The sequence below is a fragment of the Photobacterium sp. J15 genome (genome assembly GCF_963870815.1).
GTDB classification, from domain to species: Bacteria; Pseudomonadota; Gammaproteobacteria; order Enterobacterales; family Vibrionaceae; genus Photobacterium; species Photobacterium marinum.
In genome coordinates, this window is the sequence record NZ_CAWMUI010000001.1 from 2,237,384 (window position 1) to 2,256,444 (window position 19,061).

Below are 19,061 nucleotides of genomic sequence, written 5' to 3' on the forward strand. Positions count from 1 at the left end.
TAAGTTAAGCTTAGAGAAGCTTATATGAATGAAGCGCTTCTGAATCGTCACCACAATACTGAGCAGCACACTGAAACAGAAACGAAGGCGCAACTATAACAAACGGCTACGCCTGATTGCAAAGACACGAGTAAATTAATTTCTCGCCTTTGCAACTTTATTACAAAACACTCTCTATATAAAAAGCTGGCGGCTTTCGTATAAAAGCCACCAGCTTAATTGAAGGTCTATTATTCGAAATTAAGAAACCCGGAAGTGACCCATTGTGGTTTGAAGGTTTGCGGCAAGCTGACTCAGCTCTACACACGCTGTAGCCGTATGCTCCGCCCCCTGAGCAACTTCATTTGACGAAAGGCTGATATTTTCGATATTTCTCCCCAATTCTTCCGCAACAGAGTCCTGTTCACTACAAGCACTGGCAATATGCATACTCATTTCTGCAATCTTGCCAACGTTTTCCTCTATTGAACTGATCTTCATACCGGTTTGCTGTCCCTGCTCAACACAGTGCGTGATCATATTGCAGCTCTGGCTGGTTGCCTCTTTAGCATCATGAGCACTCTTCTGCAGCTTATTAATAATGTTGACGATCTCTCCAGTCGAATCCTGAGTACGACCGGCAAGTGTCCGCACTTCATCAGCCACGACAGCGAATCCACGCCCTTGTTCACCGGCACGAGCGGCTTCAATTGCCGCATTAAGTGCCAGCAGATTTGTTTGTTCGGCAATATCACGAATAACATCAACAACCATTGTGATGTTGGCAGACTCTTGCTCCAACTGGTGTACTAATTCACCAGCATTCTGAATTTCATCAGATACCTGCAAAATAGAATCAATGCTTTGCTGAACATCTTCACTACCCTGCTTTGCTTCTTCACTTGCAGAAGTAGCAGCTCCCGACGCATCTTCAGTATTATTAGCCACATCAGCAACAGTCGCCTTCATCTGATCCATTGCTGTCGCAACCATTGTGATTTCATCCTGCTGTAGCTTCATGCCCTGCGATGACTGCTCTGAAATAGCACTGACTTCTTCAACTGCAGTATTTAGCTGAGTTACAGCCGCAATAATTTCCTCTACTAACTGGCGAAGCTTGTCCTGCATCTGAATGCTGGAGTCTGCCAACTCGCCGAGTTCATCATTACCGATGGATTCGCGATTGATTTGGTGGGTCAGGTTACCGGAAGCAATTTCAGATGCTAACGCCATCACCTGATTAAGTGGTACACAGATCTGTCGAGTCAGGAACAAGTTAATCATCACCATAAAGACAACAAGACCGATAATACAGCCCATTGTAATCATCTCTACACTGTTAATGCTGGTAATCATCTCTTTGCTGCTGACATCAACATATTCCACATTCATTTGTCGAAGTTTGTCGATAGCCGACTGCAGCTTTTCATACTGGTCTAGAGAGCCAACAAGAATAGGCTGAGCAACATCAATTCGGTTTTGACTTACCGCCTCGTTAAAACCGGAAAGAACATTAAGGTAATCATTCCAAGCTTTTTGAACCTTATCAAACTGTATACGATCTTCTTCTTCAGTTATGGTTTTTTCGTAACCTTTGAATGCCGTTTCAATTTTCTGGTTTATTTCTTTGGTTGTCTGAATACTTGATTGACGTTTTTCTGACGAATCATAAGTTAAAATCGCATATTGCGTCCGGCGAACTGTATTCACATCATACTGAATATCACTACTTAAAATAACACCAGGCAATGCAATTTCGTCAAAAGTTGTAACCCCTCCTCTAACTACTTTTAGCTCGCTCATCAAATAAGCACCAAAGGCCATAATAACTAACGATATTACTGCAAATACTGCAGCAAATTTTTTCCCTATCGACCAGTTTTTATACATCATGAATTTATAAAACCTATTATATTTTATCTACTATGCGTCACTGCAAATAAGTAATACTTCACTAAAAAGTGAATTAATTTAAAAAGAGACAAGCTGAAATAAGCTTCAAAAGAATATCATCAGCCAGTTAAGTATCACACTAAATGAGTATCAACCAATAAAAGATATGTAAGGTTTAATTTACATTCAACCTATTAATTTATATCAAAACAAAAACGATTAAATAGGATTATATCCAACGTTATTTTTAATCGGCATATAACATACAACCACCCGTATAATAATGCAGTTCAAATACACATTATTATCACCAAGAGCAATACACCCACTTAACAATATGAAATAACTACCCTTTTAATTAGAAACATAACCATCAACAGCTTGTATTAAACTCAGTTGCGTATCAATAGAGGAAAAAGGAAATCATATAACAAATGCAAAACTATTCATTATTTCACATGGTTATTTCATATCATTAATTAAAAGTTTCAGTCATGTTCATATTACACTGAGATCTTGAACCCAAAGGTTAAGCATCATGTTTTATAATGATTTCTACTTATTTAAGACAAAGACTCAAATAAGAGTATCAATCCTCGAACAGCCCAGATTAAAAAATGGTCATAGCAACCATTCATTCAAATTTAGCATTTGTAATCAATTGTAAGGCTCGACCAGACAATCCATGACAAAAGAGTGATAGTGTTATCAAATACCATTTTGTACAGTGTTCACCACTCAAGCACGAAACAATAAAAACGGAATACAAACATGAAAAAGCTAGCGCTAATCATCACTGCATCTCTTCTTTCTACTCACGCTCTTGCTGGTGAAACTTATATTCGTAACGGTAATATCTACACTCACGAAGGAACTGGCTTCGTTGAAGCTGGTGTGGTTACGGGCAGCGAACTTTATAAGGGTCAGGATAAAACAACCGGTGTTCTTCTTAACGGTGGCTACCACGGTGAAGACTTCAATGCAGACCTGAGCGGCATCAACTACCGTTTCTTTGGCGACAATAATGACCAGGTAAACGTAAGTGCATATTTCACAGCTGGCGGTACGGGTTATGAAGCAGGGGATGCAACATCCCTGAAAGGAATGAACAAGCGCAAAATGAGCGGTGATCTTGGTTTAAATGCTGACATCCACCTAGGTGAAGGTACGATTTCTACCTACCTTCAGCACGATGTAACCGGAGCCTATAAAGGCTTTATCGGTGGCGCTAAATACTTCCACGTAATGGATCTTGGCTTTGGTGACTTTGTTCCTTTCGCCGGTGTTAACTACCTGAGCAAAGACTTCGTTGACTACTACTACGGTGTTAAAGCTTCTGAAGCAACAAAAACACGTAAAGCCTACAGCGGCAAAAATGATTTCGCATTCAATGTGGGTTACAAGTTCGTAATGCCTGTAACTAAAAACATCGATATTACTCAAACAACCACTTACACCCGTTTAGGCTCTAAGGTTTCTGACTCACCGATCGTAGACAGCGAAAACCAGTGGATGGTTGGAGCAACAGTGGCTTACCACTTCTAAATAAACCGACCACAGCCTGCAATTTAGAGTACCCACAATACCATCGACTTCCCCGGGTACTCTTTTACCCCGCTTCGGTTTAACTTTTACCGAGAGCGGGGTTCCCTCATTACGCTATTACTTCCCCCTTTCTGCCATTGTTCTTAATAACATCATGCAGAACCTTATTCATTTAGACGGCAGTTAACTTGAAATACCATGAGAATATTGCTTTCATTTGTATAGGCAATTATGGAATGACGTCATGACTCAGTCTCCGCGCTATCTTCAAATCAAACAATACCTAAACGACAAAATTCAGTCTCGTACCTGGCCTCCCGGCTTTCGGATCCCTACTGAACTTGAACTATCAGAACAATTTTCTGTAAGCAGGATGACCGCTAATAAAGCAATTCGTGACTTAGTAAAAGAAGGACTACTTAAGCGAACCCCGAGATTGGGCACTTTTGTTTGCCAGAAGAAAGCTGAATCACCGCTGATGACCATTCGCAATATCGCTACAGAAGTCAAAGACCGAGGTAATGATTACTCTTCCAAAGTGATCAGCCAGTCAACCATTGCAGCAAATGAAAATATCGCCTTACAGCTCGGAGTCCGACACGGTACAGACGTTTATTTCACTCAAATTGTCCACTTCGAAAACAACAGCCCAATCCAATTGGAAGAACGCTGGGTCAACCCTGATTTCGCTCCAGGCTACATTGAACAAAACTTTACAAAACAGACACCTAATGAGTATCTGGTAAAGGCATGTCCTTTAAGCGACATTGAACATACTGTAGAAGCAATCCTGCCTGCCAGGCGCATCGCTAATCTGTTGAACATGCCAGCCAATTCACCTTGCCTGCTACTTAACCGCCGAACCTGGAGCGATAAAAACCTGGTCAGTACTGCCCTGCTCTATCACCCTGGCGATAAATATAAACTCAGCTCTAGAAGCCGAATATAAAATTGTGGGGCACATACCCCGCATAAAGTAAGCATCGACATATAAACAATTACTAATCTTCTGTTTTCAACTCATATCACCATCTAAGTTCTTACACCAAACCAGCCAATTACTTCCATTTCGATCACATTTGCGCTACATCTCACCTTGAGTTATATCAGTTTATTGCCTATTAGTTTGTATATACATATAAACTTGGCGGCGAACTATCATGGATCGAGTACTGACAAACCTGAACATGGTAACAATGCATCCGGAGCATGGTTACCAACTCATTAAAAACGCGATGATTGGTATTCAGGGAGGTAAAATTATGTTTGCGGATTGCGCAGGCATACATGATCTTCACGGTCATCCGGATGTTATTGACTGCCACGGAGCGCTGATCACACCCGGTTTTATTGACTGTCATACTCACCTTATTTTCGCCGGTAACCGTGCTAATGAATTCGAACAACGCCTGAATGGCGTTCCTTATGAAACTATCGCTAAAGCAGGTGGTGGGATTCTGTCCACTGTCAACGCCACCCGTAATGCAAGTGAAGATGAACTGTATGAACTTGCACTTCCTCGCTTGGAAGGTCTTAAACACGATGGTGTGACAACTGTCGAAATCAAATCCGGATATGGCCTCACCCTCAAAGATGAGTTGAAAATGCTGCGGGTTGCCAGGCGACTTGATAATCAGCCTGATATAAAAATTTCAACAACCTTATTAGCTGCTCACGCCCTGCCACCGGAATTTGCTAACAACGGTGATGGCTATATTGATCTCATCTGTCAGGAAATCATCCCGGCTGCCGCAGAGCAAAAACTGGCAGATTCTGTCGATGTCTTCTGTGAAGGGATCGGGTTCAGCCCGGAGCAATGCCAGCGTGTATTTACCGCCGCCAAAGCACATAACCTGAAGATAAAAGGCCATACCGAGCAACTTTCTAACCTCGGCGGGAGCGCGATGGCTGCACGCATGGGTGCAACATCCGTCGACCACATTGAATACCTCGACAGTGAAGGTGTCGCGGCCTTAGCGGCATGTAATACTGTCGCCACCCTGTTACCCGGCGCGTTCTACTTTTTAAGAGAGACTCAACAGCCACCTGTTGACCACCTACGTCGGCTCAATGTGCCTATAGCTATTGCCTCTGACTTTAACCCCGGCACATCCCCAATCGCTTCACTACGTACCATGATGAACATGGGCTGTACCCTGTTCAGGCTGACACCGGAAGAATGTTTGCGCGGCGTGACGGTGAATGCCGCTCAAGCACTTGGCCTTCAAGAAATGCGCGGACAAATCCGCGTAGGCATGGAAGCCGATTTAGCGTTGTGGGATCTGGAAACTCCGGCCGAACTTTCTTATCGCCTCGGCGTTCCTGATCTTATTGCCCGGATCGTTGATGGACACCTGTTCCCGGCAAACGGAGGTAATCATGGCCACTGATAACCCGGGAGCACAAATCGATATGAGTGTCTGGCAAGGTCGCAACGATCCGGAAGATGGCGAAAAAGGCTTGCGCTGGCACCAAAAAATTCTACCGGCAGATCAGGCCAATGAAGGTGGCATCATGCTGCTTGGTTTTGCCTGTGATGAAGGCGTATCACGCAATAAAGGGCGAACAGGTGCTTATCAGGCCCCGGTAGAAATCCGAAAAGCACTGGCAAACTTGGCTTGGCATCACAGTGAGCCGGTTTATGATGGCGGAAATATCTGCTGTAACGACGGTAACCTGGAACTGGCTCAACATCGGCTCGGTGAAGATGTGTGCCGGGCATTACGCCAACGGCATAAAGTCATCGTTTTCGGCGGTGGACATGAAGTGGCATGGGGAAGTTTTCAGGGAATTGGCAATTACCTGATACAAAAACAACATGTCATCTCATCTGAGAACAATAAGTTACCTTCGGAAACAAACACAAAATCAGCGCCAAGAATCGGCATTATCAATTTTGATGCTCATTTTGACCTTAGAAACCCACCGACAGGTCAGCAATCTGAACAAGGCAGCTCCGGCACTCCGTTCCACCAGGTAGCACGCTTTTGTGAGCTGCAAAGCTGGCCATTCAAATATGCCTGCCTTGGTTTGAACCGAGCCGGAAACACACAGGCTTTATATGAAAAAGCCGATCGCCTTGGTGTGTACTACAAAGATGACACCGAGCTCACCTATGCCAACCTCGCCAATACCATTGATGCACTGAAAACCTTTATTGAAGGCTGCGACCATCTCTACCTGACGATAGACATTGATGTATTCCCGGCAGCCGTTGCACCGGGAGTTAGCGCACCAGCTGCCCGCGGTGTGTCACCGGACATTATTGAGCAACTGCTGGCACCGGTACTGGAAGCAAAAAACAGACATGGCGCGTCAAAAATTCTGGTCGCCGATTTAGCTGAATTTAATCCACGTTTTGACATCGACAACCAAACTGCACGGCTGGCAGCAAGGCTGGCCTGGACAATAGCACGTGCTATCCGCTAATTCGGAAAAGCACCGCAAGGAGAGCAAAATGACGCATGCAACGTCTCAACAAAACCCTCGTTTAGATGAAACCAGAACTATCATAGCCCCTACCGGGACGAAGCTGAACGCAAAGTCATGGCTAACTGAAGCCCCGCTTCGGATGCTGATGAACAACCTTCATCCTGATGTTGCCGAACATCCCCATGCATTAGTGGTATATGGTGGTATTGGCCGAGCAGCCCGTAACTGGGAATGTTACGACAAAATTGTTGAAGTGCTGAAACGTCTGGAAGACGACGAAACTTTACTAGTGCAGTCCGGTAAGCCTGTCGGTGTTTTCAAAACACACGCCAATGCGCCACGCGTTCTTATTGCCAACTCCAACCTTGTTCCTCACTGGGCAAACTGGGAGCACTTCAACGAGCTCGATAAACAGGGCCTGATGATGTACGGGCAAATGACTGCTGGGAGCTGGATCTACATAGGTTCACAAGGCATTGTTCAGGGCACCTATGAAACTTTTGTCGCTATGGCCCGCAAACACTTTAGCGGTGATGCTTCAGGTCGCTGGATCCTCACCGGAGGCCTGGGCGGTATGGGCGGAGCCCAACCTCTGGCGGCGACAATGGCCGGCTATTCCATGATTGCCGTTGAATGCGACGAATCCCGAATCGATTATCGCCTTCGTACCGGCTACGTCGACTGCAAAGTTAGCAACCTGGATGAAGCCCTCGCTATCATAGAAGAAGCAAAACAGACAGGTAAACCTGTTTCCGTTGCTCTTCTAGGTAACACAGCTGACATTTATCCTGAAATCGTCAAACGCGGCATCGTACCGGATGCGACAACCGATCAGACTTCCGCGCATGATCCACTGAACGGCTATTTACCAAAAGGCTGGACAATGGAATATGCCGCCGAAATGCGACAGAAAGATGAAGCCGCAGTAGTGAAAGCAGCCAAAGCATCGATGGCTATTCAGGTTCAGGCCATGCTGGATCTGCAAAAAGCGGGTTCTGCTACCGTCGACTATGGCAACAACATCCGCCAGATGGCCTTTGAGGAAGGTGTCAAAAACGCATTTGATTTCCCGGGCTTCGTGCCAGCTTATATAAGACCTTTATTCTGCGAAGGCGTTGGTCCTTTCCGTTGGGCTGCACTATCCGGTGACCCTGAGGATATTTACAAGACAGATCAAAAAGTCAAAGAGCTGCTCCCGGATGATCCACACCTACACAACTGGCTCGATATGGCTCGTGAACGCATTCATTTCCAGGGACTACCGGCACGCATTTGCTGGGTCGGACTAAAAGATCGCGCCCGCCTTGGTAAGGCCTTCAACGAAATGGTCAAAAATGGCGAACTGAAAGCACCGATTGTTATTGGTCGCGACCATCTAGACTCAGGCTCCGTTGCCAGTCCGAACCGGGAAACAGAAGGCATGATAGACGGCTCGGATGCAGTTTCAGACTGGCCACTGCTTAATGCCCTGCTGAACACGGCTTCAGGTGCTACCTGGATATCCCTTCACCATGGTGGCGGCGTAGGAATGGGCTTCTCTCAGCACTCTGGCATGGTCATTGTCTGTGACGGTTCTGACGAAGCTGATGTGCGAGTAGCCCGAGTATTACGCAACGACCCTGCAACTGGTGTTATGCGTCATGCTGATGCCGGCTACGATATCGCCGTCAATTGTGCAAAAGAGCAAGGGCTGGATTTACCTATGCTCGATATTCACCACGACACTCAGTAATTAACGACAGCAAAAAGGACGTTGTATGTACCAGTTAGAAATCAACCCGGGCAAGCTGTCTCTTAAGCAGCTCCGCGAAGCCAGTCGCAACCAGGTGACACCGTCACTCAACCCGACAGCACGAGAAGGCATGGAAGCAAGCACAAATGCTGTCGAAAAGATCATTGCTGAAGACAAAATCGTTTATGGCATCAATACGGGCTTTGGCCTGCTTGCCAACACGCGTATCGCAGTTGATGACTTGGAAACCCTTCAGAGAAGTATTGTCCTTTCCCATGCCGCAGGTATCGGCGACTTTATGGATGATGCAACCGTTCGCCTGATGATGGTGCTGAAAATCAACAGCCTGGCTCGCGGCTACTCAGGTATTCGCCCGCTTGTAGTTGATGCCCTTATACAGCTCATCAATGCAGAAGTTTATCCGTGCATCCCGAAAAAAGGTTCGGTCGGAGCCTCCGGTGATCTGGCTCCATTAGCGCACATGAGCACAGTTCTGCTAGGTGAAGGCCAGGCTCGCTACAAAGAAGAAGTAATATCCGGCTCAGAAGCACTTCATATTGCCGGGCTGGAACCTATCACACTAGCCCCCAAAGAGGGCCTTGCTCTACTTAATGGCACCCAGGCATCAACGGCCTTTGCGCTGGAAGGACTGTTTGCCGCAGAAGACCTGTTTGCGTCAGGCATTGTCTGCGGCTCTATGTCGGTAGAAGCTGCACAGGGCAGCCGCCGTCCTTTCGATCCGCGTATCCACAGAGTTCGTGGACATCGCAGCCAGATTGATGCCGCTGATGCTTACCGCCATATGCTGGATAAAGAAAGTGAAATCGGCCTTTCTCACAAGAAGTGTGAAAAGGTTCAGGATCCATATTCACTTCGCTGCCAACCTCAGGTTATGGGCGCCTGCCTGCAACAAATCCGCCATGCCGCCGATATTCTGGAAATCGAAGCTAACTCGGTATCCGACAATCCGTTAGTATTTGCAGAAGATGATGACATCATTTCAGGTGGTAATTTCCATGCTGAACCGGTGGCGATGGCTGCGGATAATTTGGCTCTGGCCATTGCCGAAATTGGCAGCCTCTCAGAACGCAGGATGGCACTGCTCATCGACAGTACCCTGAGCAATCTCCCGCCTTTCTTAGTCGATAACGGCGGAGTGAATTCAGGCTTTATGATTGCGCAGGTAACTTCAGCAGCACTGGCAAGCGAAAACAAAACTCTCGCCCATCCGGCTTCTGTTGACAACCTGCCGACATCTGCCAATCAGGAAGATCATGTATCAATGGCAACATTTGCCGGACGACGCCTTGGTGATATGGCAGACAACACCCGCGGGATCCTGGCCGTTGAACTTTTGGCTGCCGCTCAGGGGATTGACTTCAGAAGCCCAAATAAAAGCTCAGAACGAATCGAACAGGCCAAATCGACCCTGCGTGATCGCGTCAGCTTTTATGACAAAGACAGGTATTTTGCACCGGATATCGACAAAGCAAATACATTACTCAAAGAAGCAATTTACAACGATCTTATGCCCGCAAGATTATTGCCCAGCCTTTAATCTTCTCAAAAAGCCGGAAATAATTCCGGCTTTTCATTAATTTGTCATGTTATCCATTCAACTTTTTTGTGTTCGTTTGGCTATTATTAAAACGTTGTTGTCCAAATGTTCAGGCCAAAAGCTTGATTAGGGCAAAATTATTTGCTCAATTAATCAGCTAAGATGTTGACGAGACACTTATTATCTTGATCAGCCGTGGAGGGTGCTATGTGGCAAGCGATTTCTCACCAGCTTTCAGACGTCTTAGGTAAATCCTTTAAAATTACCGAGAAAGAACCTCTGGAAGGCGGTGATATCAATGAATGCTACTGTATTGGTGATGGCAATGAGCGCTTCTTTCTTAAGATGAATGATCGCGAACAGCTTGCTGTATTTGAAACAGAAGCAGAAAGCTTACGTATGCTTAACGAAGCCGACTGTGTACAGATTCCTCAATTTATTCACCTAGGCACTACACGGGATAAATCCTTTCTTATCCTTAATTATCTGCCAACCAAAGTTATCGATAATGACTCTGCCTATACGCTGGGTCAGGATCTGGCTCACCAACACAAGTGGGGAGAACAGGCAGAATATGGCTTTGATTTCGATAATTTCATTGGCCTGACTCCGCAGCCAAACAAATGGCGCAGACGTTGGTGTCGATTTTTTGCCGAACAGCGCATTGCATGGCAGTTGCAACTCTGCAAAGAAAAAGGGATTGATCTCGGCAATATAGACACCATCACCAGCCAGGTAATTCAGCTACTGATGCACCACCAGCCGAAACCTTCCCTACTCCACGGTGATCTCTGGCACGGTAATACCGCATTAACTGTAACCGGCCCCATCATTTTTGACCCGGCCAGTTATTGGGGTGACCGCGAATGCGATATCGCCATGACCGAATTGTTTGGTGGTTTCCCTTCAAGTTTTTACGAAGGATATCAGTCTGTCTGGCCTTTAGATGACGGATATCAAGATCGACGTGAGCTATATAATCTATACCATGTCCTTAATCACTGTAATTTGTTCGGCGGAAGCTACATTGCTCAGGCCGAACATATCATCGAGAGACTTGGCCTTCTTGGCTCAGGTTAAAAGTGAAAGCTAATTTTCGAACAGGTTTCTTCTTAATTTAGAAGCCTGTTCGACTTATATGTTATGTTCCGGTGCCTCTGGCGCCTTTTTATTGAGAATTAAAGATCCATGCTACAAGCTGCAGTTTTTGATATGGACGGCCTGTTGGTCGATTCCGAACCCTTCTGGCAACTGGCCCAAGTCGATGTTTTCTCCTCTCTTGGCGTCACCATTGAACAAAAAGACACACTGCAAACAATGGGTTTGCGTATCGATCAGGTTGTTGAATTCTGGTTTGGCAAACAACCATGGGAAGGCGCAGACTGCGCAACAGTTACAAATATGATCGTAGCCCGTGTTGAAGAGCTGATCAAAGAACACAAACCTATGCTGCCTGGCGTATGCGAAGCCATTGATGCATGCGAGCAATACGGCCTGAAAATCGCCCTTGCCTCTTCATCACCAATGAGCCTGATAAAGGCAACTCTGGAAGCGCTCTCGCTTGAAGACAAATTCTCTGCAGTATTATCTGCCGAAGCTCTCCGTTACGGTAAACCTCATCCGGAAGTGTATATCAATGCGGCAGACGCGCTGGGTGTTGCACCTCAGGCCTGCGTTGCCTTCGAAGACTCCGTAAATGGACTGCTAGCAGCCAAAGCAGCACAAATGAAAGGGGTTGCGGTACCTGAAAAAGCATATGCTGATGATGCTCGTTGGGCTATTGCAGATAAAAAACTTACCTCGCTTCACGAAGTAAATCAGCAACTGATCGCCAACCTTTAATTCGCTGATAATTTTATAAATGATGTAAAGACAGCCCTATTTGTCTTTACATCAAATTTCGTTCATTTTTCCTGCCTGTTAATGTACCTAAACTGACTTTTTATTAAGCTTGTTGAATCTTATAAAATTAAAAAAAGCCACCTTTAAATGCATTTTTTTGCACTTTCATTATTCATTTATCTAGAACTTCAAAAGATATCAAACTTTACAGTTAATTCTCGGCAAAAAGGAATAGCAAACGCTAAAGTTTAGATAGAGCAATTCATTGAGTAAATTATTACAACTGGTCCCTGCCAGGTGAATGTGCATCGCACATTGAAAGGAGTTCAATATGAAAAACATCTCAGAGCAAAGTGTTGTCTGCCCACACTGTGGACACAATATAAGAATTACACTTGATGCAAGCGCAGGTAGCCAGGAGTTTTATGATGATTGTCCGGCATGTTGTCATGCCATTCATTTAACGATGGAAGTGGATGAATTACACAAAACAATTAATTTATTTGTTGACGCTGATGACGAACAAATATTTTAAACAATAATCAAATTATATATTTGCAAGCAAAACATCATAAAAACAAATCCCTACAGACTGGCTGTAGGGATTAAGATATTTATTCAGTATTTACAAGAAGCCTTAATACAGATAAACGCATTATAATGCTTTTTCTGCCAACACCCTTTCGACTGTATCAACTATCGCTTGTGTTTGAGGATCAATCTCGATATTTACAACATCCCCAATCTTACGTTGACCAAACAAGGTTCGATTTAAGGTTTCAGGGATCAAGTGAACACAAAAGCAATCCTCTTTAACATCACCAATAGTCAAAGAACATCCGTCAATACCGATATAGCCTTTACGAAGAACATATTTGGAAAAATCGGCTGGTAACTTGAACCATACTGTACAGTTATTTGGTGTCGTAATAATGTCGCAGATTTCCGTCGCCACATTAATATGTCCAGACATTGAATGGCCGCCAATTTCATCACCAAACCTAGCGGCACGTTCTACGTTGACATGATCGCCAATCGCTAAGAGCCCGAGGTTAGTTACTCTTAATGTCTCTTGCATAAGGTCGAATGCAACCAGGTCATCTAGAATGTCTGTAACTGTTAAACAACAACCGTTATGTGCCACAGATGCCCCGGTTTCAAGGCCAGATAATAATTCAGATGGCATACGAATCACATGCGTTTGAAAGCGGTCTTTTTTCTTAATATCCACCACTTCAGCTGTACCCTGGACAATACCGGTAAACATAATATCTCCTCTGAATCTTTATACTGGCATGGCTGTAAATATTACCTGACAAGATATTTAACAGCCACACAAACCATTTTTGCACTATGCCGCAAATTACACGTGTGACATTTGTAACATCACCCAGAGCAATATATCCTTCAATCAAATACCGTGAAGAAATGATATTCCCTTCAGGCCCAAGGATTACGAATGTTAAGCAGACTACCCAAAAACCTTGGCCTTCGTATTCAACTCATCCTGACATTGTTTGTCCTGCTGACTGCAACGCCAATTGGCCTGTTATGGTACCACAGCTCAGAGCAAGTTCGTTTGCAAACGGTTGAAAAGTTATATCGTTATTCCAGCCAGACAATTCAAGCACAACTCGATGATTTTTTCGCAGAAGCCCGACTCGTGTACCAGCATCAGCAGAGAATCATCGATCGACTCCCTGACATAGTAAAAGACAGAGATCAGCTGTTGTCACATCTCGAAAATGTCCTCAACCATCATTTCAACATTGATTATTACTATTTTGGTAATAATCAAGGTGGATTGCTGTCTCTGGGGCAAGGTGATGACAGAAGCTTCATTATGTTCGCGTCTGATAACAGCCAGGCAGGCCCTCTCACCAGCTATAAGAATAAGCTTGATGGTGAAGCCATTAAAGTTATAGGTAAAACAAAACATTATGACGCCAGGGAACGAGACTGGTACCAACGCGCATTACAAACAGATCAAGCAATCTGGAGTGATATCTATCCCGGAGCCATTGACAGAAATATGCTGGGTATCACCCTATCTAAAGTATTACGTGATAAAAATGGCGTGGTACTCGGTGTCTGGGGAGTAGACCTTACACTTTCGAGAGTAATACGTGAGCTTCAGTTGGCTAAACCGAGTCCGAACAGCACTGTAGCCCTGCTTAATTCCAACGGAGACATTCTCGCCAGCAGTAATCCCAAACATGGTCCACGACAAGGAAAACTCATTAATGTGCTCTCTGAGCGCGCTCCGATTTTGAACCAGATCTGGTCTTCTGTCAGAACAAAGAAACCAAATCAGGAAAGTGTGATAGAGTCCTTCGACTTCGATGGGAAACCCTGGCTGAATTTTCATTCCAGTTATCCCTTGGGGAAAAATCGCTCGGTCAGTATTGTCTTTTACTCGCCTGAATCAGATCTCACCAAAGACATTTTAGAAGCAAAAGATTACGCCATTATCATCACAATACTGATGACCACTTTAGCGATCTATTTCGGCTCCGCGGCAACGAAATACATTCTCACTCCAATAAGAAAGCTGACCCGGGCTACAGAGCAAATCAGCCAGGGGAAATGGACCCATAAGATTCAACTTGATCGTGATGATGAAGTGGGACAACTTGCCCGCTCTTTTAATCATATGACCACGAATCTCGAGGCAACTATCACTCAGCTTGATACTCAGAAACAAGAAACAGAACGACTGAATGTCTTGCTTGAAAAACAAAACCTCAAACTTGAAGAGCGTGTCCGAGCAAGAACTGAAGAACTCAGTGCCCTTAACGCCCGCCTGCGTCAGCTAGCCAACTTTGATCCATTGACAGGTATAGCAAACCGTCGCCATTTCTGGGAAATGTTTGCCAACCGGGTAGAGAGCAAACACGGCTGGCTGCTAATTCTGGATATTGATGACTTTAAGCAGCTAAACGATGCATACGGACACATGACAGGTGATTTAGCCTTACAGCATTTCACTCAATGTTGTACAGCCTGCCTGGGTAAAAATGATTTTATGGGCCGTATTGGAGGCGAGGAATTCGCAATCTGGTCTGAAGCACAAACCATAGAAGCAATACAGGAATTGACTGAAATCATTTTTGACAACATGAATTCGTCACCGCTTCACTCAGTCGGCAACCAAATACATCTTACCGCCAGTATCGGAGGTACCGACTGTTTTCCTGGAAAAGTAAACGCCTACGCGATTGCAGACAAAATGCTCTACCAAGCCAAACAGACAGGGAAAAACCGGGCTGTTATTGACTGCAGTTCGATTCCGGGCAAGCCAGCCTGATATATTGGATATGTGACACCAGAGCATACTTTTCTGCCTCCCTTCGCTCACTCTGTAAGGGAACTCATCATACATAAGTACCGTTCAACCACACACACCAGAACAAAAAACACACAAATACAACCTCCCATGAATAATTAAAGAGCAAAGGTCTTTCTTTAGTTTGTAACCCCCCACTGAACCATATATTCTCCGCATGCTCTACACACAATACATAAATACAACATCTATAAGACTCAACACGCCTAAATGCTTAGCTTTTTCTCTAACAATCTGGTTCTGCGCATCCAGTTGACTATAAGTCTGTTTATTATTCTGACGGCTCTGTCTGTCAGCCTGCTGTGGTGCCACAGCTATGAACAAGATCACCGCTTAACGGTCGAGAAACTGTATCACCACTCAAGCGAAACCATATATAACAAGCTGGATTTATTCTTCTCGAAAGCGCACGAAGTCTATCTGCATCAGGAAGTTATACAAAACCAGCTGACAGAAATAGTAAAAGACAGAGAGCAACTTCTGGCATACCTGACTAACGCTCTTAATCATCATGAAAGCATTGATTACTTTTACTTTGCCAACACTCAGGGGGGCCTGCTTTCTGTCGGCCAGAAATTAAAACACCATTTCGTGCGTTTCGAATCCGAAAATGAAGGCGCTGGCCCGTTACTCAGCTATCGCACATCGTATTCAGATAAGCCTGATGCATTCATCAAACGCATTAAACATTTTGATGCCCGCCAAAGAGGCTGGTATCAAGATGCATTAAACACAAACTTGCCTATATGGAGTGATGTTTACCCAGGGGTTGTCAATAACGAACTACTCGGCATTACACTCTCGAAATCGATACACGATCAAAGTGGAGAGCTTATCGGTGTCTGGGGAGTTGACTTAACCCTTGCCAGTATTGAAGAAGCCTTACTTAATGCCAAACCCAGCAAAAACAGCACAGTAGCTCTTATCGATGCAAATGGTGATATTCTGGCAAGCAGTGATAACACTCATGCTGCCAAAGACGGCAAACTAATGAATGTTGCCTCTGAACCAACATCACTATTGGGTCAACTTTGGCCAACCCTGAATCAAGCAGATCAGGACCATTCATCGATCCAAACAATCAATTTCATGGGTGAAACCTGGTTCAACTTCCATACTCATTTTCCACTAAGTAAGAACCGCACTGTCACCATTGTTATTTATTCGCCGGAATCTGAGTTAACTCAAGACCTGATACACACCAAGCATTACGCATTCATTATCGCCGCACTGATCGTTTGGATTGCTGTGTACTATGGCACGCGCAGAACTGAGCGCCTTCTGACACCTATCAGACAACTTACAAAAGCAACCGTTGAAATCAGCTTAGGTAACTGGTTGCAGCAAATTCCCGTTACACACCATGATGAAGTGGGCAAACTAGCGGCTTCATTTAATAAAATGGCTATTCATCTGGAGTCCACTATTACCCAGCTGGATAAACAAAAACAGGAAACCCAACATCTGAACCAAAGGCTGGAAGAGCGCGTTCGCGAAAGAACACGAGAGCTGATCGCGGTCAATCAACAACTTCGTGAACTGGCAAACACAGACCCACTTACCGGCATTGCCAATCAACGGTTCTTCTGGGAAACATTCTCACACCACTCAGAAAAAAAGAATGGATGGCTGCTGATCCTGGATATTGATGACTTTAAGAAGCTGAATGACACCTTTGGTCATGTTACCGGTGATCTTGCACTCAAACACTTTACCCGAGTATGTGAAACCTGCCTGTCCACCAGCGACATCATTGGCAGGATTGGCGGCGAAGAGTTCGCAATCTGGTCTGAATCCGATGAAGTTGAAACCCTCACTAAACGCATTCTACTAAAACTGAAACACAGTCCACTTTATGTCGATGGCTGTCAACTCAAGCTCAGTGCGAGTATTGGTGGTACTAACTCTTACCCAGGAAAAATGAACTGCTATGCCATTGCAGATAACATGCTGTACAAAGCGAAGCTTGCCGGTAAAAAACAGGCTGTGATTGATAACGATACGAATAAATAAGACGCATTCAATACAGGCGAGCTATAAGAAAAAGACCCCATACGCTTTCTGGTCTGATAAAAGCCAATCTGGCAATTGTATCAATACTGGGTGGCGGTATAATTTACCGCTCATCTCAAATGTATTACTAATCACGCATCAGGAGCATTCTGTGCACAATTACAGGCGCGAGACCCGCCACCTATTAAAGCTTGCTATCCCCGTTCTTATTGCGTCTGTCGCTCAAACCTCTATGGGTTTTGTCGATACCGTAATGGCCGGTGGTGTCAGCGCAACAGATATGGCAGCTGTATCTGTAGCAGCCAGCATCTGGCTACCCTCTATTCTTTTCGGTGTCGGTTTGCTGCTTGCCTTAGTACCTATTGTTGCTCAGCTGAATGGCTCCGGAAAAAAAGAGCGTGTCGCGTTCGAAGTCCAGCATGGCTTTGTTCTGGCATCAATCATCTCTGTTCCAATCATGCTGGTGCTCTACAACGCTGGCGTACTGATTAAATTCATGGATGTCGAAACAGCGTTGGCAGTAAAAACTGTCGGCTACATGCATGCGGTCCTGTTTGCCGTTCCGGCATTCCTGTTTTTCCAAACCCTGAAAAGCTTTGCTGAAGGCCTGTCGATGACAGTGCCGGCTATGGTGATCGGCTTTATCGGCCTGGGCGCGAATATTCCGCTGAACTGGATTTTTGTGTACGGAAAATTCGGTGCGCCTGAACTCGGCGGTGTCGGTTGTGGTGTTGCAACAGCGATTGTTTACTGGCTGATGTTTATCTCTATGTTGATTTATGTATTAGTCAACAAACGCCTGCAAAAAGCGAACCTGTTCACCTCCTGGCACAAACCTCAGTTCAAGGCGATTTCCCGACTTTTCAAACTAGGCTTTCCGATTGCGGCATCCATTTTCTTTGAGATTTCACTTTTTGCCGCCATTGCACTTTTGATCTCTCCTCTGGGCTCGATTACTGTCGCTTCGCACCAGGTCGCGATTAACTTCTCTTCCCTAGTCTTCATGTTACCAATGAGCTTGGGGGCGGCACTGAGTATCCGTGTCGGTCATCTGCTGGGTGAGCAAAACCTTCAGGAAGCAAAAATTGCCAGCCACTGTGGCCTGCTGATCGCCCTGTTGATGTCAATGACAACAGCTATCCTGACAGTCCTTTTCCGAGAAGAGATCGCCCTGCTCTATACTGACAACCCAGACGTAATTGCCCTTGCTGGCCAATTACTTTTCCTTGCGGCTGTTTACCAATGTACTGATGCGATTCAGGTGGTATCAGCTGGTGCACTACGCGGATACAAAGATATGCGCGCAATTTTTGTTCGCACCTTCATTGCTTACTGGATTCTGGGATTACCTATTGGCTACACCTTGGGCATGACTGACTGGGTTGTTCAGGCCATGGGGCCTCACGGATTCTGGATTGGTAATATTATCGGCCTGAGTTCTGCAGCAGTCATGCTCGGTTCGAGGCTTCACTGGGTACAGAAGCAAGACAATGATTTCCAAATCGCAATGTCACTCCGATAACAATCAGGCTCTCAACTCGATAAGTTGAAAGCGATAAAATCATTGAATTAGCAAAGGCGACCTGAGGTCGCCTTTTCTTTTTTCTCCCCCCTTCACCATACTTATATCAGCGTAAGTAATTGAACGTACAATTGCGTTAAATCATCAATGGGTAATCCATTACCTATTCGCGTACGTATCCCGATTGCTGTTATGAAAA

General features: G+C 45.1%; 14 protein-coding genes. 12 read left to right on the top strand and 2 right to left on the bottom strand.

Features of this window, described 5'->3' with window-relative positions; translation table 11 throughout:
• Positions 1–240 precede the first annotated feature (240 nt).
• Entirely contained in the window at positions 241–1,872 is a 1,632-nt protein-coding gene (locus AACQ93_RS10240) for a methyl-accepting chemotaxis protein (protein ID WP_064604740.1), read from the bottom strand.
• Positions 1,873–2,643: 771 nt separating this feature from the next.
• On the opposite strand from AACQ93_RS10240, the gene ompV reads away from it, so the two are divergent.
• The 9 genes from ompV to AACQ93_RS10285 all read left to right on the top strand — a co-directional run bounded on the left by ompV (position 2,644) and on the right by AACQ93_RS10285 (position 12,516).
• Complete coding sequence (gene ompV, locus AACQ93_RS10245; RefSeq protein ID WP_064604742.1) at positions 2,644–3,417, top strand: outer membrane protein OmpV; 774 nt, start codon at positions 2,644–2,646, stop codon at positions 3,415–3,417.
• A gap of 244 nt (positions 3,418–3,661) precedes the next feature.
• Positions 3,662–4,366 carry a histidine utilization repressor gene (gene hutC / locus AACQ93_RS10250; RefSeq protein ID WP_064604744.1) on the top strand — a complete coding sequence of 235 codons (705 nt, stop codon included), beginning with the start codon at positions 3,662–3,664 and terminating at the stop codon, positions 4,364–4,366.
• Positions 4,367–4,577: 211 nt separating this feature from the next.
• Positions 4,578–5,807 carry an imidazolonepropionase gene (gene hutI / locus AACQ93_RS10255; protein ID WP_064604746.1) on the top strand — a complete coding sequence of 410 codons (1,230 nt, stop codon included), beginning with the start codon at positions 4,578–4,580 and terminating at the stop codon, positions 5,805–5,807.
• Entirely contained in the window at positions 5,797–6,846 is a 1,050-nt protein-coding gene (gene hutG / locus AACQ93_RS10260) for a formimidoylglutamase (RefSeq protein WP_064604748.1), read from the top strand. The genes hutI and hutG overlap by 11 nt, the downstream gene beginning before the upstream one ends.
• A 28-nt stretch (positions 6,847–6,874) precedes the next feature.
• A complete protein-coding gene (gene hutU, locus AACQ93_RS10265) occupies positions 6,875–8,581 on the top strand; it encodes a urocanate hydratase (RefSeq protein WP_064604750.1) in 1,707 nt (568 codons plus the stop codon).
• 25 nt (positions 8,582–8,606) lie between these two features.
• Complete coding sequence (gene hutH, locus AACQ93_RS10270) at positions 8,607–10,139, top strand: histidine ammonia-lyase (RefSeq protein WP_064604752.1); 1,533 nt, start codon at positions 8,607–8,609, stop codon at positions 10,137–10,139.
• Between the two features lie 207 nt (positions 10,140–10,346).
• Positions 10,347–11,219, top strand: coding sequence for a fructosamine kinase family protein (locus tag AACQ93_RS10275; protein WP_064604753.1), 873 nt, complete (start codon positions 10,347–10,349; stop codon positions 11,217–11,219).
• 108 nt (positions 11,220–11,327) lie between these two features.
• Positions 11,328–11,981 (top strand): hexitol phosphatase HxpB, encoded by a 654-nt coding sequence (hxpB, locus tag AACQ93_RS10280; protein WP_064604755.1) that lies wholly within the window; start codon positions 11,328–11,330, stop codon positions 11,979–11,981.
• Positions 11,982–12,312: 331 nt separating this feature from the next.
• Positions 12,313–12,516 (top strand): CPXCG motif-containing cysteine-rich protein, encoded by a 204-nt coding sequence (locus AACQ93_RS10285; RefSeq protein ID WP_007469894.1) that lies wholly within the window; start codon positions 12,313–12,315, stop codon positions 12,514–12,516.
• Positions 12,517–12,636: 120 nt separating this feature from the next.
• Here AACQ93_RS10285 and AACQ93_RS10290 read toward each other — a convergent pair whose 3' ends face one another.
• Entirely contained in the window at positions 12,637–13,248 is a 612-nt protein-coding gene (locus tag AACQ93_RS10290) for a riboflavin synthase (protein WP_064604757.1), read from the bottom strand.
• 192 nt (positions 13,249–13,440) lie between these two features.
• Between AACQ93_RS10290 and AACQ93_RS10295 the strand changes: the two genes are divergently transcribed.
• From AACQ93_RS10295 to AACQ93_RS10305, 3 genes are all read left to right on the top strand, one after another.
• Complete coding sequence (locus AACQ93_RS10295) at positions 13,441–15,288, top strand: diguanylate cyclase (protein ID WP_064604759.1); 1,848 nt, start codon at positions 13,441–13,443, stop codon at positions 15,286–15,288.
• A gap of 249 nt (positions 15,289–15,537) precedes the next feature.
• Entirely contained in the window at positions 15,538–17,340 is a 1,803-nt protein-coding gene (locus tag AACQ93_RS10300) for a diguanylate cyclase (RefSeq protein WP_064604761.1), read from the top strand.
• 151 nt (positions 17,341–17,491) lie between these two features.
• Positions 17,492–18,862, top strand: coding sequence for an MATE family efflux transporter (locus tag AACQ93_RS10305; protein ID WP_036801348.1), 1,371 nt, complete (start codon positions 17,492–17,494; stop codon positions 18,860–18,862).
• Positions 18,863–19,061: the final 199 nt, after the last annotated feature.

What these genes read in the sequence shown, in the direction of transcription:
- hutG (WP_064604748.1), top strand. Translation starts at nt 5,797, where the DNA reads ATGGCCACTGATAACCCGGGAGCACAAATCGATATGAGTGTCTGGCAA.
- AACQ93_RS10240 (WP_064604740.1), bottom strand. Translation starts at nt 1,872, where the DNA reads ATGATGTATAAAAACTGGTCGATAGGGAAAAAATTTGCTGCAGTATTT.
- hutC (WP_064604744.1), top strand. Translation starts at nt 3,662, where the DNA reads ATGACTCAGTCTCCGCGCTATCTTCAAATCAAACAATACCTAAACGAC.
- hutH (WP_064604752.1), top strand. Translation starts at nt 8,607, where the DNA reads ATGTACCAGTTAGAAATCAACCCGGGCAAGCTGTCTCTTAAGCAGCTC.
- AACQ93_RS10275 (WP_064604753.1), top strand. Translation starts at nt 10,347, where the DNA reads ATGTGGCAAGCGATTTCTCACCAGCTTTCAGACGTCTTAGGTAAATCC.
- AACQ93_RS10295 (WP_064604759.1), top strand. Translation starts at nt 13,441, where the DNA reads ATGTTAAGCAGACTACCCAAAAACCTTGGCCTTCGTATTCAACTCATC.
- hxpB (WP_064604755.1), top strand. Translation starts at nt 11,328, where the DNA reads ATGCTACAAGCTGCAGTTTTTGATATGGACGGCCTGTTGGTCGATTCC.
- AACQ93_RS10300 (WP_064604761.1), top strand. Translation starts at nt 15,538, where the DNA reads ATGCTTAGCTTTTTCTCTAACAATCTGGTTCTGCGCATCCAGTTGACT.
- AACQ93_RS10285 (WP_007469894.1), top strand. Translation starts at nt 12,313, where the DNA reads ATGAAAAACATCTCAGAGCAAAGTGTTGTCTGCCCACACTGTGGACAC.
- hutU (WP_064604750.1), top strand. Translation starts at nt 6,875, where the DNA reads ATGACGCATGCAACGTCTCAACAAAACCCTCGTTTAGATGAAACCAGA.
- ompV (WP_064604742.1), top strand. Translation starts at nt 2,644, where the DNA reads ATGAAAAAGCTAGCGCTAATCATCACTGCATCTCTTCTTTCTACTCAC.
- AACQ93_RS10290 (WP_064604757.1), bottom strand. Translation starts at nt 13,248, where the DNA reads ATGTTTACCGGTATTGTCCAGGGTACAGCTGAAGTGGTGGATATTAAG.
- hutI (WP_064604746.1), top strand. Translation starts at nt 4,578, where the DNA reads ATGGATCGAGTACTGACAAACCTGAACATGGTAACAATGCATCCGGAG.